The following is a 13,868-nucleotide window of genomic DNA, read 5'->3' on the forward strand; positions in this document are numbered from 1 at the left end:
GAGGAGTGAAAGCATATGAGCAAAGTAACCGTAGCCGCGGTACAGATGACCTATGGGCTGGAAAACGCGGTGCAAAGGGTCGAGGAGGCGGCCGCGCAGGGCGCGCAGGTCATCCTGTTGCCCGAGCTGTTTGAAAACTGGTATTTCTGCCAGGAAAAGAGCTATGAAAACTACCATCTGGCGACAACGCTGGAGGAAAACCCCGCGGTGAACGCGCTGCGGACGGTCGCACGCGACTTTCGGGTCGTGCTGCCGGTCAGCTATTACGAGCGCGTGGGCAACACCACATTCAATACGGTCGCCGTGATCGATGCGGACGGGACGGTCCTCGGCCAGTACCGCAAGACGCATATTCCGGACGATCATTTCTATCAGGAGAAATTTTATTTCACTCCCGGGGACACGGGCTTCCGCGTGTGGGACACGGCCTATGCCAAAATCGGCGTGGGCATCTGCTGGGACCAATGGTTTCCGGAATCCGCGCGCTGCATGGCGCTGATGGGCGCGGAGCTGCTGTTTTATCCGACCGCGATCGGCTCCGAGCCGATCCTGGAATGCGATTCCATGCCGCACTGGCGCCGCTGCATGCAGGGCCACGCGGCGGCGAACATCATGCCGCTGGTCGCGGCCAACCGCATTGGTACGGAAACCGTGACCCCCTCGCCCGACAACCAGAACCAGTCGTCCTCGCTGACGTTTTACGGCTCGTCCTTCATCGCGGATGAGACCGGAGCGCTGGTCGAGCAGGCGGATCGGGAAAACGCCTGCGTCCTGACGCATACGTTCGATCTGAACGGGATCCGCGAGCTGCGCCGGAGCTGGGGGACGTTCCGCGACCGGCGGCCGGAGATGTACGGCGCGCTGGGGCGCTTCGGATAACCGCAAAAAAGGACAAGGCGGGGCCTTGTCCTTTTTCTATTGCACGCCGTTGCGGCCGGAATATCACGAATCGCTTCAACCTGTTCCGCGGTCAGTCCGGCCTGGGCGTCGCCGCCCAGCGCAGCGTTGAACGGGCGCACCTGCGTAAGGGTGTTGCCGCAGTAACCGCCGGTTGGGCTGTTCGCGATCAACTGCAGCTCGTCCGTGGGGTGGTGCTGGTGGTTCTCCTCTACAGTGGGGGACGGCGGTGCCTCCAGATGGCCCGCGCCGCTGTCCGGAGCCGCTCCCCAGCTGTATAGTGGAAGGGAAAGCAGCGGCAGGAGCAGAAAAGAACGATACATACCTCCTTTTCCGGCTTAGGCAGAAGGTTCCGCGCCTCAGTCCGGTTCGGCGCTGCCGATTTCCCGCAGAAGCCGCTGGCGCGTATCGTCAAACAGCAGTTGCTTATTGTGCGCGAAGTAGGCCTCGCAGCCAAAATTTTGGATAAACCAGGAGGTAAAGTAATTCGCGGTCAACTCGGTGGCGAACAGCACAAGCTCCTGGCTGTTCGGGATGGCCGCGTCGAGGAAAGCAAAGACGTTCGCCAGTTGCCGGTCCGTGCGGTCCGCCGCGTCCGCGCGCGCCTGCACATCCTCCTGGAACAGCGCCTTGAGCCGCTCGAACGCCTGCCCCTTAGGCACCTTTTCCAGCGCGAGCGCCTGCTGGAAAGCCGCGAGCCGCTCGGCCTCGCGCGCGGCGGTAAACAGCGCGTCCTTGTCGGTCGAGCCTGCGTCGCGGCGGCGCGTGAGCGCGGCCTGTTTTTCGTCCAGCAGGGTGCCGAGCATTTTTTCGCCCTCGCGGATATGGACGAGGTCCTGATGCAGCGCGTCGGTGAGACGGTCCAGCCGGTATGCCTCGCGCGCGCTGTCCGCCAGCCGCGCGAGCAGCAGGCCAAGCACGCCCAGCTTCTCGTCGAACGCCGCGCCCGCCAGCTCGGAGGCGCGCACCTTTTCCCAGGCGCCGTCCAGGATCTCCTCCACGCGGTAGACGCGCTTGTATTTTTCATAAAGCTGCAGGTAGTTGGCGAAATCGGCTGCCACGCGGGGGAGCTGCAGGTATTGCCCGACCACTTGGCGGTCGACGGGTAGGTCGAGCGTTTCGTATACCTGCATCAGCTCGGACAGGTCCTCCCAGCCGCGCGCGGTGACGAACTGCAGCCCGTCCGCGGTCGCCTCCACCCGATAGAAATGGTCGCGCCGGATCTCAAGATAGGAGAGGATCGCGCCATGGATGCCGCGCCGGTAGGCGTATTCCTTCCAGACCGCGAAGTCCTCCTCGACGTCGATGCGCTTGACGCGGTCGAGCGTGACCACGTCGAACTCGCGCACGGATTTGTTGTATTCGGGCGGGTTGCCGGCCGCCACGACCATCCAGCCGTCCGGCAGGCGCTGGTTGCCGAAGGTTTTGCACTGCAGAAACTGCAGCATCATGGGCGTGAGCGTTTCTGAGATGCAGTTGATCTCGTCAAGGAACAGGATGCCTTCCTTGGTACCCATACGCTCCATCTCGCGGTAGACCGAGGCGATGATCTCGCTCATGGTGTAGGCGGTGACCGTGCGCTCCGCACCGCCGAGCTGCACGGTTTCGATAAAGGGCAGGCCGAGCGCGGACTGGCGCGTGTGGTGGGTCAGCGTGTAAGACACCAGCCCCACGCCAGTCTCCTCCGCGATCTGCTCCATGATCTGGGTTTTGCCGATGCCCGGCGGCCCCATCAGCAGGATGGGACGCTGCCGGATGGGCGGGATGCGGTACGCGCCGAACGCATCCCGCGCGAGATAGGCGCGCAGTGCGTTTTTGATCTCGTTTTTTGCTCGTTTGATATTCATAAAGCATTACCTCGTGCGTTATCCGTTGGTGTAAGGGGACGGGCGGGCCGCCGTTATCCGGCGGAGAGTTCGCTTTCCCGCAGGATCAGCCGGATGCCCCACGGCGGGACGTTGTCGGGATAGGCCTCGCCCTCCAGCATGACGAACGCCGCGTCGTATCGGGGGCGTTTTTTCGGATAGATGCCCAGTCCGTCGGTGAAATAGAGCAGGCCGCGCAGGTGATGGAACGCGCCCTCGCTGACCAGCCGGTCCACATGCGCGAATACCGGCCGGAAATCGGTGGCGGACTGGCCGATCAGCTCAAAATGCTCCATATACTCCCGCAGCTCGCGCTCGCAGGTGATGCGCCTGTCCGCGCGGAGTTGGTCGTCGCACTGCAGGATGCGCAGGTTGAAGCGTCGGAAAAAGCTCTCGTTTTCCCGCAGCAGTGCGTAGGTGTGCGATAAAAAGCCGCGCACCAGCTCGCCCGAGGTGGACATGGAGGTATCGATCGCGATGACGAAATCCTCGATCCGGCGTACCTCGCGCGTTTCGAGCGGCTCGATCAGCGGCATGTTGCCGAAGTGCCGAAGGCCGTAGGCGTAGTAGCCGTAATCGAACGAGTCCGCGTCCACCGCAACCTCCTCGCGCAGCGCGGCAAAACGGCGCAGGAACGAACGGTAGTCCGCGGTCCCGCGCGCGGAGACCGCGAGCTGCTCGCGCACGGCCTCGCCGCCGGCCGCCTGGTTGGAGAATACGGTTTCCATCGCGGTCTGGGTCTGCTCGGCGGCGCGCTGCCACTGACGCTCCTGCTCGTCGTCGCTTTCCTCCGGCCAGAGCGCGTGGTCGTCCACATGGAATACGCGGGACAGCGCCGCGCAGTCATAAAGCCCCGCCCGTTCGCGCCGGAATTGACGGTAAACCGCCTCGGCAGTCAGCACTGGCATGCTTTCGCGAAGCTGCCGGTACAGGTGCTGCCGGCGCACGGAGGGCTTGTCCGCCTGCAGGCAGCGGTAGTCGAGCGCGTCCAGCATGCTTTCAACCGCTACGTCGCAGGCAAGATCCCACAGCGCTCGGTCGCGGCCGCGCGCCTTGGCGGGATGCCGCAGCAGACAGTGGAACACCGTGTGCAGGTATGCGCGGCACACATTTGCGCGCGAGCGCTCGTACTGCTGGGCGAGCCACGGGCCGCTGTAATACAGCGCGCGGGAATCCGTTGCGAGCGTCGCAGTATCGTACCCGTCCGAGACGGTCAGCGCGGCCAGCGCCGTATCCAGAAAGGGCAGGCTCATATACAGCTCGGTGCGGGCGGAAAACAGAATTTCCCGCCCGATTTTTTGCCAGCGTTCACTTTGTGCCATACATAACCCCCTCTTTTATAAGTCAAACGTTTTTGCGCGCCCCTTGGGGGATGATTGTCCGGCGGCGAGCAGCACGGACAGCGCGGCGGTCTGCTCCTTTTCGCGGGCGGTATCGCACGCGGCGTCGATTTCAGCTGGAGACAGCACACCGAGCGACAGCAGGAAGGTGAGCGCCGCGCTTTCGCCCGCGGCGGCGCAGCGGCGGGCGAGCGTGCCGCCGTGGGCGCGCAGGCAGTCCAGACAGGTGGCGCGGGCGGCGTCCGACAGGCCGAACGGCGTTGCCAGCCGCCGTATGGTGACGCGGGCTGCGACAAGGAAATCGTGCCGTTCGAGCAGGCCGGACAACGCGCGGTCGTACTGGTGCGTGCTGAGCGCGCCGCCGTCAAAGCATTGGCGGTAGCCGTAGCCCGCGCCGTGGATGCGCCGCTGGAAGATATGCGCGGGCGTGAGCGCTTCCAGGTCCTCGGAATAGGCGGGGAAGAGCAGGTAGTACACTGTCCCGTTCCAGAAAAAACGCACATCCAGCTCACCCGCGTACTCGCCGAGCAGCTTGTACAGGCAGGTGGGGGAGGAGGGGTCGGCATACAGCCGCACCTCGCGCAGCGCGCGGCAGTTCATCAGCGCGCCGCCGCCGAAATCGGTCACCGCGCTGGACAGTGTAAGCGTTTTCAGCCGGCGGCAGTTGTAAAACGCATAGCTGCCCACGCTTTGAAGCGGCTGCGGCAGCGCGACCGAACGGACGGCGTTTGCGTCGTGCTTCGGCTCCGGCCCGCCGCAGGTCACGCGGACGGGAAAAACGTCCTGCCCACGCAGGTCCGGCGCGCGTTCGCTGAGCGCGTAATTCCCGAGCGAGACCACTGGTGCGCCGCCGATCTCGTCCGGCAGGCGCACGCTGTCGTCGCGCGTCTCGCAGCGCAGGATGGCAACGCCGTCCGGTATTTCCCTGCAGGTCAGAAGCAGCTCGTTTTCGCCCTCGACCGTGTACATGGCGTACACCTCCCTCCATTCCGGTTTGATGTTCGTTTTTGATTATAACACAGCCGCGGCGGCGCGGCAATAAATGTGCCGTGGATTTGTGTGTTTTGCCGCTTGACCGTGTTCCGGCGCACCGGTTACAATAGAAAAGCAAGGAGGTGCGGAGGATGAAAGGGATTAAAGATTTTTTGATTATGTATTTCTTATGCGTTATAGTGCTTCTGATTGCGGCAACCGTCCTTTCGGGTGTGAAAGGGGGTTTTTGGTCTCTTCTGCTTTTCGGCGCTTTTCTGGTCACGCTGCTGTTCTATGCTGCATTTCGCCTGCTCTGCCGGATCGATGAGCTGGAACGGCGGCTGGATCAATTGACAGGCGTTCGGGAGGACGGGGAAAAGGAATAGGTGATATTATGATAATAAAATATCATTGTAATAATTTATAAAAATTCTCAAAATGCGCTTGACAAAGCGGGGAAGTAAGAATATACTGTGACCATACTGAACAAACCAATGACGAAGACGAGTAGCAGGGAGACCGAACCTCCAAGAGAGCCGCGGGCGGTGGGATCGCGGCAGGCAAGGGCCTTGTGAATGGACTTCACCAGGGCAAGGCGAAAGGGCGTTCCGCCCGAGTAACTGCGACGGGGACTCCGCCCGTTATCAGGGGAGCGTGCATTGTCGGATGCGCGGAAGCGAGCGGGCGCGTCGGCGCGTCAACTTGGGTGGCACCGCAAGGGTTTGTTTACAAGCCCCTGTCCCATGGATTTGGGACAGGGGCTTTTTTATTTTGTCCATTCATTCATAAAACATAGAAAAAGGAGAGAACCTACCATGGCTAAGATTCCGCACAGACTGTATTTGACCGAAGACCAGATGCCGAAGCAGTGGTACAACCTGCGCGCCGATATGAAAGAACAGCCTGATCCGCTGCTCCATCCCGGCACGCACCAGCCGCTTCCGGAGGAGGCGCTGTACCCGATTTTCTGCGAAAAGCTCGCCCATCAGGAGCTGGACGGGAAAACGCGCTATATCGATATTCCGGAGCCGATCCTCGATATGTATAAGCTGTACCGCCCATCCCCGCTGTGCCGCGCGTATAACCTGGAAAAGGCGCTCGGCACGCCCGCGAAGATCTACTACAAGTTCGAGGGCAACAACACCTCGGGCTCGCACAAGCTCAACTCGGCCATTGCGCAGGCGTATTACGCCAAGGAGCAGGGGCTAAAGGGCCTGACGACCGAAACCGGCGCGGGCCAGTGGGGTACCGCGCTCTCCGAGGCGTGCGCGTACTTTGGGCTGGACCTCAAGGTGTTCATGGTCAAGGTGTCCTATGAGCAGAAGCCGTACCGCAAGGCGGTCATGCAGACCTTCGGCGCGGATGTGACGCCCTCCCCCTCGAACACCACCGAGGCGGGCCGCGCCATCCTCGCCCACGACCCGAACACCGGCGGCTCGCTCGGCTGCGCGATCTCCGAGGCGGTCGAAATGGCGACGACGCAGGAGGGTTACCGCTATGTGCTCGGCTCGGTGCTCAACCAGGTGTTGCTGCACCAGTCCATCATCGGCCTGGAAAGCAGGCAGGCCATGGAACTGCTGGACGAATATCCGGACATCGTCATCGGCTGCGCGGGCGGCGGCTCCAATCTTGGCGGCCTGATCGCGCCGTTCATGCGGGATAAGCTGACCGGCAAGGCCGACCCGCGTATCATCGCGGTCGAGCCTGCCTCCTGCCCGTCGTTCACACGCGGCAAATACGCGTATGATTTCTGCGACACCGGCCACGTCACCCCGCTGGCGCGCATGTATACGCTGGGCAACGGCTTCATGCCCGCCTCCAACCACGCGGGCGGCCTGCGCTACCACGGCATGAGCCCCATCCTTTCCAAGCTGTACCATGACGGCTACATGGAGGCAACCTCGGTCAAGCAGACCGATGTGTTTGACGCGGCGGTGCAGTTTGCCAAGGTCGAGACCATCCTGCCTGCGCCCGAGTCCAGCCATGCGATCCGCTGTGCGATCGACGAGGCGCTTAAGTGCAAAGAGACCGGCGAGGCCAAGACCATCCTGTTCGGCCTGACCGGCACGGGCTACTTTGATATGTCGGCTTACGAGGCATATCATAACGGCACGATGCGCAACCATGTGCCGACAGACGAGGAACTGCAGACCGGCTTCGACACCCTGCCCGGCCAGCCGGAATAGCTACATAACAACCGGAAAGGGCGTGCGTCTGCTTGCCGTGGGCAGATCAGGTGCTGGATACCATCGTGTCGTGGGCGATACTGCTGTTTGAATATGTGGGCGTGGGCGTGATCGTCGCGTCCGGCGTGCGGGGCGCGGTGTGTTATGTCCGGCGCGATCCGGAAACGCGCCTTAAGCTGGCCAAAGGCCTGGCGATGGGGCTTGAATTCAAGCTGGGCAGCGAGATCCTGCGAACCGTGGTCGTGCGGGAGCTTCGGGAGATCGTACTCGTTGGCGCGATCATCCTCCTGCGCGCGGCGCTCACGTTCCTGATCCACTGGGAGATCACAAATGAAGAGAGGACCGCCGGGCATCCGCCCGAGGAGCCCTGAGCAGGCCGCGCCGCGCGATCGGCGCGGCCTGCTTTTTCCGTTTTCGTGGTGTGCTAAACGGGGCGAGCGAAAATATTAAGAAATTCCCTCGGTTTTTCTTAATATTTGTCTGGTATCCTGAGATAAAGGAGGGATACGGATGCGGAACCTTTTGCTTCTGGCCTATGAAGCGGCAGCGGTTTTGCTGCCCGGCCTTGTACTGTGCGCGGCGCTGTACCGGCGAGGCGGGAAAACTGGACGGGCTGCGCCGCCTTTGCTGCTCCTGCTGTTTGCCATATACCTGTTTGGGGTGTTCCATGTGACCGGCGCGGGAACGATGTACGACGCGCTCCAGCGCGGGCTGGAGTGGAACGCCGGTCAGGTCAACCTGCTGCCGTTTTCACGGGAAGCTGATCCGATGGGCTATGCGCTGAATGTCGTGCTGTTCCTGCCGTTCGGCCTGCTGCTGCCCCTGCTCTGGCCCGCGCTGGACAGGCTGGGACGCGTGGCCGCGGGCGGGTTTGCCTTTTCCCTGCTGATCGAGCTCAGCCAGCTACTTAACAACCGCCGGACGGATGTGGACGACCTGCTGATGAACACGCTGGGCGCGGCGCTGGGGCTGCTGCTGTATCGGGCGCTGGCATGGGCGGGGCAGCGCTGTGGGAGAAAGCGGGGAGAGGTTTGCGAACCGACGCCCGCGCTGTACATCGTGGCGCTGTTCGCCGGGCGCTTCCTGCTGTTTCATGAGCTGTGGGCGGCGGGGCTGCTGTACGGCTTTGCCGGATGAAAACACAAAAGCCGGTTGCGTTCCGGCGGAATATACCGTATACTGTCTTTTATGAGACAGGAGGACGGTATACATGGAGACGCGGGAACGGAAACGGCTGTTGCTGCATATTCTACTGGCGGCCCTGCCGTTTTGGCTGCTCGATCTGACGCTGCGCGCGGCAACGGGCGGCGCGGCGTGGTATCCGCTGTACGCAGCCGCGCCCAACCTGTTCTCCCTTGGCTTCGGCGCGCTGTTCACTGCTTTGGCGCTGCTGCCCCCGCGCCGCTGGGGACGCCTGCTTTACGGGCTGATTTACGCGGTGTGGGCGGTCTATGCCGTGGTGCAGTATGCCGTATGGCGCATCCTCGACCGCGTTTTATTCCTCTCGGATTTCCTGTTCGCGGGGGAGGGGCTGGATTTTGCCGGCTATGCCCGCCAGATCATCGACGGGCGGCTCGCAGCGGTTGCGATGCTTTTGCTGCTGTGGGGCGTGCTGGGCGTCTGGTCGCTGCCCGCGGGGAAGGAACGGCGGCAGGCTCTCCCACTGCTGGCGGCGTTCCTTCTGGCGCAGGGATTCGCGCCGCGCCTGTACGCGCCGGTGCCGGAAACGCTGGACTGGGATGCATGGGAATCGAGTGGGTATGAATACGAACGCTTTTCTTCGCCCGTTTACGACCTGGCGTTGACTGGACCGTACCAGTTTGTGCTGCACGACGCATGGCTGTCGGTCGCGCCCGATCCGGACGGGGCGGAAAAGCGGGCGCGGGTGGACGCGTTTTTCGCGGAGCGGCCCGCCCATCAGGAAAACGAGATGACCGGCCTGCTCGCGGGCAAAAACCTGATCCTGGTGCAGCTGGAAAGCATTGACGATTTCGTCCTGAACGAACAGAATACGCCTACGCTCGCGCGCCTGCAGCGTGAGGGGATCTGTTTTTCCGAGTTCTATACCCCTCAGTATTCCAACGGCTATACCTTTAATACGGAATTTGCCGCGCAGACCGGACTCTATCCCTATGCTAACGGAAACGTCGCCTATTCGCTCAGCCGCAGCGCGTTTCCCGATGCGGCGGGCAGCCTGTTTGGGGACGCCGGCTATACCGCAAACTCCTTTCATAAGAGCGAGGCCAAGTTTTACAACCGCGGCGCGATGCACCAGGCGTTCGGCTATGAGCAGTACCATTCCGCGCTGCACTATGCGTCCGGCGAGCTGGAGGTTGGGGTGGATCGCTTTCTGGTGGACTGCGACGAGCTGTATGCGCGTATGATCGACACGGAACCGTTTCTGGACTTTTTGATCACTTACAGCGGCCACCTTGGCTATGACGAGATCGACGCGCTGACTACCTACGCGCTCGAACAGTATCCGGAATATGCGGATGACAGCCGACCGTATGAAATAAACGGCCTGTTTGCCAAGGCGCGCCTGACCGACGATATGTTTGCGCGCCTGCTCGAGCGGCTTGCGGAGGACGGGCTGCTGGAAAACACAGTGCTCTGCGTGTACGACGACCATTATGCCTACGGTCTGACCGACCGCGCGGTGCTGGAGGAATATTCCGCGGCCGCAGGCGGCCGCCTGCTGGAGCGCACGCCATGCTTTATCTGGTATGAGGGCTGCACGCCGCGCACGGTGGACAAGACGATGCAGACCGTTGACCTGCTGCCGACGCTGGCGAACCTGTTCGGTCTGCCTGCGCCCCGTACCCTGGGGCGGGATGCCTTTGACCCGTCATACGCAGGCTGCGCCATTTTTCCTGACGGCACCTGGCTGACCGACGCCGCCTATGTCCAAAATGGAAAGGTCGTGTGGAACGACGGGATGGCCGAAGAGGAGGTCGCGGAGATGAACGCGTACGCACGCCGTTTCCAGGAGGTCAACGACGCGATCCTTGACACGGATTATTATAGAGAGATATAAAACGAACCGGCTTCCCACAAGGGAAGCCGGTTCGTGTTTTTAAGAGACTGTAGAGCGGAATGAGCCGGCAGACTGTCGTCCAGTACTGGGGAAACAGGCACGCGCCGCCGCAAAGATGAAAGGCTACCCCAAAAGGGAAGCCTTTGGTTTTGTGACAGCGGTCAGTTGAAATACACCAGCTCCTCCGCCGGCCTGTCGGCGGGGACGACCTCGACCGCATGCAGCACAGGGCCTTCGCCGCGGTACTGGGGCAGGGCTTCGACCGTGACCGAGGCGGTTACGCGCACCCAGTCGCGCAGCTTGAGGTCCTTTGCGTTGGGATAGCGGCACAGGAAGCCGAGGAACGTGACGTCGTCCGCGCAGCAGACCATGCCGAACCGGCCGGGGACAAACGATCCGGACGGCACATTGCCGCCGACATACACCTGCGCGCGGAAGCGGATGGTCTTGCCGTCGTACTTGCTGGGATCGCCGGTGGCGTCGATATACCACAGGCCGTAATCCTCATCCCCGATATCGATGATATCCGCGTTGAGATCGAACGGCAGGGGCATGTTGCGGGCGTAGTCCTCGCTGTTTCCGTCCACGTCGTCCAGATAGATGGTCGCACGCGGGTTCATGGCGCGGATGTTCTTCTGATAGAGCATCTCCTTGAGCGCATCGGTGCAGCGGTTGAACACCACTAGGTCGGCGGTGGTGATATGCTCGAACATCATCGGCCCCATATTCGCCGAGTACAGCGCAAAGGTGGAAGCGTCCACCGTTGTGACGATCTGGTACAGCTCCCAGCGGGCGGGGAAAACGGAGGTCAGGTCGTCCAGCTTCCACATACCGTTGTATTCGATCAGGATGCGGTCGGGGTCGTATTTCTGCTCGACGCGCTTGAGGATATTGGGCGTCAGCCGGCTGGCCGATTCGATGGGGACGAGCGCTGTGCCATAGCGCAGCAGCTCCTGCTCGTCATACTCCTCGATGCCCTCCTCACAGAGTAGGAGCGCGGTGCGCTCGTTCTCCGTGAAGCCGGGGTCGGCGAGAATCTCTTTGATAAAACGGGTTTTGCCACTTTCCAGAAAGCCGGTAAATATATAAACCGGTATCGGGTCCTTTTTGGGCATAAGGCTTCCTCCTCAGGCAAGGCCGAACAGGGAAGCAATGCGCTCCTCGTCCAGCTCGGCGCCGATCACACACAGGCGGCCGGTATAGTCGGCGGCGCCGCGGCGGATATCGGGCGCGCCCGGAACATAATCAAAATGCAGCCACTGGCCGCCGTCGGCCGCGGGTACGATGCCCTTGGCGCGCAGCACGGTGCCGAGCGACAGGTCGCCCAGGCCGGTCAGCGCATTCTGCAGGTCCTCCTCTGTGTACAGATGCGGGGTCTCCACACCCCAGGAGGTGAACACCTCGTCCGCGTCGTGGTCGTGGCCGCAGCTGCAGTGGTCGTGCTCGTGGTGATGATGCGCGTGACCGTGCTCATGGTCGTGGCAGCCGCAGGTGCAGTCCGGACCATGTTCGTGGTGGTGTTCATGGTCATGCTCGTGTTCGTGGTCATGCTCGTGTTCGTGGTCATGATGGTGTTCGTGTGCATGCTCGTGGTGGTGATGCGCATGATGCGGTTCGCGTGCGATCTCGTCGAGCACCTCCTGCACCAGGTCGCGGCTGCCCTCCATAGTTGCGAGAAGCTGTGCGCCGGTCAGCTCTTTCCACGGCGTGGTGACGATACGGGCGTGCTCGTTCAGGCCGCGCAGCAGGGCAACGGTTTCGTCCAGACGCCGCGCCGTACACGCCGCCGTGCGGGAAAGCAGGATCGCGCCGGCATGCGCGACCTGGTTTTCAAAAAATTCGCCGAAGTTTTTCAGGTACATTTTCGCCTTGAGCGCGTCGACAACCGTGACGAACGAGTTGAGCGTCACATCCAGATGCGCGTTCTGCACGGCGGCGATTACATCAGACAGCTTGCCGACGCCCGAAGGCTCGATCAGGATGCGGTCCGGATGGTACTGGTCGACCACCTCATGCAGCGCTTTGCCGAAGTCGCCGACGAGCGAGCAGCAAATGCAGCCGGCGTTCATTTCGTTCACCACGATGCCGGCTTCCTTGAGGAATCCCCCGTCGATGCCGATCTCCCCGAACTCGTTTTCAATCAGCACGACCTGCTCGCCCTGCAGGGCGTCCGCCAGCAGGCGCTTGATGAGCGTGGTCTTCCCCGCGCCGAGGAAGCCGGAAACGATATCAATTTTTGTCATAGCTTTCGCCTCACCAATGTAAAATTTATAGGATGAACCTAGTATACCACGTTTTAGCAAAAAAGAAAAGTTTTAGAGTTAGCTTTTGCTAATCAAAGTGCAAAAAGCATGATTTCACCGTGGAAAAGCCAGAGAATACTGTGCAAAAAAACGATAAAACTGTGCAAAAATAAAATGCACAATGAGAATACAACACATCGAAGACAGATGTCTAAAATGGGGAAAAGCGCTTGTATGGGCAGTTTGCCTGTGCTAAAATGAATTCATCTTGTGAAAAAGATGGTCATGGTCACAAAAGAGAGGGAATCCGCTATGAAAATAACTGCACAGTGGATCGCGGAGCAGTGCGGCGTGTCGCGCGGCACGGTCGACCGAGTGGTCAACGGTCGGCCGAACGTCGCGCCGGCGGTGCGCGAACGGGTGCAGAAAGTCATTCGGGAATATGGGTACACCACGCCGGCACAGCGGCATGCGCTGCGCGCGGAGGGAGACTGCCGTATCGGCGTGCTGCTGCCGTGCCTTGATACGCTGCTGATCCGGAAAATGCGCGAAGGGCTTCGGCTGGCGGTGCGGCAGTGCGGCGCTGCCGATGTGAACCTTTGGGTGGAAGAGCTGAAAAGCCGGTCGCACCGCTCGTATTTTGAAGCGATCGGCCGGATGGAGGAAAAAGGCGTCGGCGGCCTGATCGTGGCGGCGCCCGATACGGTCGCCATGGCAGAGGAGATCGACCGCCTAGCAGGGCATGGTGTGCCGGTGGTCGCCTGCTGCGCGGATGTACGGCGCAGCGGGCGGCTGTGCTATGTCGGCGCGGATATGGAAAAGTCCGGCCGCGTCGCGGCAGGGCTGATCGCCCCGTTCGTCGCCGGTGGCACGGTGCTCGCGCTGTCCGATCAGCGGGAATTCGCCGGACGGGAGGCGCGCATGCGGGGCTTTCTGGAACGGATGCGCGAGCTGGCCGACGGGCGGTTTCACGTTGAGCTGGTGGAAAGCGAGGGCGCATACGACCGCTCGTGCGAAGGGCTGCTGCAGCGGCATCCGCATGTCCGCGCCATTTATATGCCCAGCGAACTGGCGGGGATATGTCTGGAGGACCCCGCCTATTTGCGTCGGGCAGGCACGATACGGACCGTGTGCCATGGGATGACCGCGGCCGTGCAGCAATATCTGGAGCGGGGGCGGCTGGACTTCGCAATAGACCAGAACCCGCTTTTGCAGGCCGCGCGCGCGGTCGAGATACTGGTGCGGGCGCTGCGGACGGGGGAGTCGCCGCGTCAAACAGAAGAATATATGGACATACGCATTATCACACGCGAGCTGCTGTGACAGGA

Annotated in this window: 12 protein-coding genes; 7 read left to right on the forward strand and 5 right to left on the reverse strand. The window is 61.7% G+C overall.

Annotation, left to right across the window (positions count from 1 at the left end; genetic code table 11):
• Positions 1-15: 15 nt before the first annotated feature.
• A complete protein-coding gene (gene aguB, locus OCV66_RS09115) occupies positions 16-879 on the forward strand; it encodes an N-carbamoylputrescine amidase (RefSeq protein WP_054327520.1) in 864 nt (287 codons plus the stop codon).
• Between the two features lie 377 nt (positions 880-1,256).
• On the opposite strand, the gene OCV66_RS09120 is transcribed toward aguB, so the two are convergent.
• The 3 genes from OCV66_RS09120 to OCV66_RS09130 are packed head-to-tail and all read right to left on the reverse strand — an operon-like array spanning position 1,257 to position 5,071.
• On the reverse strand, positions 1,257-2,744 hold the full coding sequence (locus OCV66_RS09120) for an AAA family ATPase (RefSeq protein ID WP_054327519.1): 1,488 nt from the start codon (positions 2,742-2,744) through the stop codon (positions 1,257-1,259).
• A gap of 53 nt (positions 2,745-2,797) precedes the next feature.
• The gene (locus OCV66_RS09125) at positions 2,798-4,084 is read right to left on the reverse strand and encodes a vWA domain-containing protein (RefSeq protein ID WP_107631063.1); all 1,287 of its coding nucleotides are present in this window, start codon (positions 4,082-4,084) and stop codon (positions 2,798-2,800) included.
• A 15-nt stretch (positions 4,085-4,099) separates the two neighbouring features.
• Positions 4,100-5,071, reverse strand: a complete 972-nt coding sequence (locus OCV66_RS09130) for a leucine-rich repeat protein (protein ID WP_054327517.1) — start codon at positions 5,069-5,071, stop codon at positions 4,100-4,102.
• A 155-nt stretch (positions 5,072-5,226) separates the two neighbouring features.
• Between OCV66_RS09130 and OCV66_RS09135 the strand changes: the two genes are divergently transcribed.
• From OCV66_RS09135 to OCV66_RS09155, 5 genes are all read left to right on the forward strand, one after another.
• Positions 5,227-5,460: a hypothetical protein gene (locus tag OCV66_RS09135; RefSeq protein WP_054327516.1), complete on the forward strand. Its 234-nt coding sequence runs from the start codon at positions 5,227-5,229 to the stop codon at positions 5,458-5,460.
• 429 nt (positions 5,461-5,889) lie between these two features.
• Complete coding sequence (locus tag OCV66_RS09140) at positions 5,890-7,260, forward strand: TrpB-like pyridoxal phosphate-dependent enzyme (RefSeq protein ID WP_147574177.1); 1,371 nt, start codon at positions 5,890-5,892, stop codon at positions 7,258-7,260.
• A 32-nt stretch (positions 7,261-7,292) separates the two neighbouring features.
• The gene (locus tag OCV66_RS09145) at positions 7,293-7,631 is read left to right on the forward strand and encodes a DUF1622 domain-containing protein (RefSeq protein WP_054327515.1); all 339 of its coding nucleotides are present in this window, start codon (positions 7,293-7,295) and stop codon (positions 7,629-7,631) included.
• 139 nt (positions 7,632-7,770) lie between these two features.
• On the forward strand, positions 7,771-8,397 hold the full coding sequence (locus OCV66_RS09150) for a VanZ family protein (RefSeq protein WP_054327514.1): 627 nt from the start codon (positions 7,771-7,773) through the stop codon (positions 8,395-8,397).
• Positions 8,398-8,470: 73 nt separating this feature from the next.
• Entirely contained in the window at positions 8,471-10,297 is a 1,827-nt protein-coding gene (locus tag OCV66_RS09155) for an LTA synthase family protein (protein WP_147574178.1), read from the forward strand.
• Between the two features lie 161 nt (positions 10,298-10,458).
• Here the strand turns inward: OCV66_RS09155 and OCV66_RS09160 are convergent, their stop codons facing one another.
• Positions 10,459-11,412, reverse strand: coding sequence for a TIGR03943 family putative permease subunit (locus tag OCV66_RS09160; protein WP_054327510.1), 954 nt, complete (start codon positions 11,410-11,412; stop codon positions 10,459-10,461).
• 12 nt (positions 11,413-11,424) lie between these two features.
• The gene (locus OCV66_RS09165) at positions 11,425-12,540 is read right to left on the reverse strand and encodes a CobW family GTP-binding protein (protein ID WP_147574179.1); all 1,116 of its coding nucleotides are present in this window, start codon (positions 12,538-12,540) and stop codon (positions 11,425-11,427) included.
• Between the two features lie 312 nt (positions 12,541-12,852).
• On the opposite strand from OCV66_RS09165, the gene OCV66_RS09170 reads away from it, so the two are divergent.
• Complete coding sequence (locus tag OCV66_RS09170) at positions 12,853-13,863, forward strand: LacI family DNA-binding transcriptional regulator (protein ID WP_054327509.1); 1,011 nt, start codon at positions 12,853-12,855, stop codon at positions 13,861-13,863.
• Positions 13,864-13,868 lie beyond the last annotated feature (5 nt).

The organism is Agathobaculum ammoniilyticum, assembly GCF_025567315.1.
Lineage (GTDB): Bacteria > Bacillota > Clostridia > Oscillospirales > Butyricicoccaceae > Agathobaculum > Agathobaculum ammoniilyticum.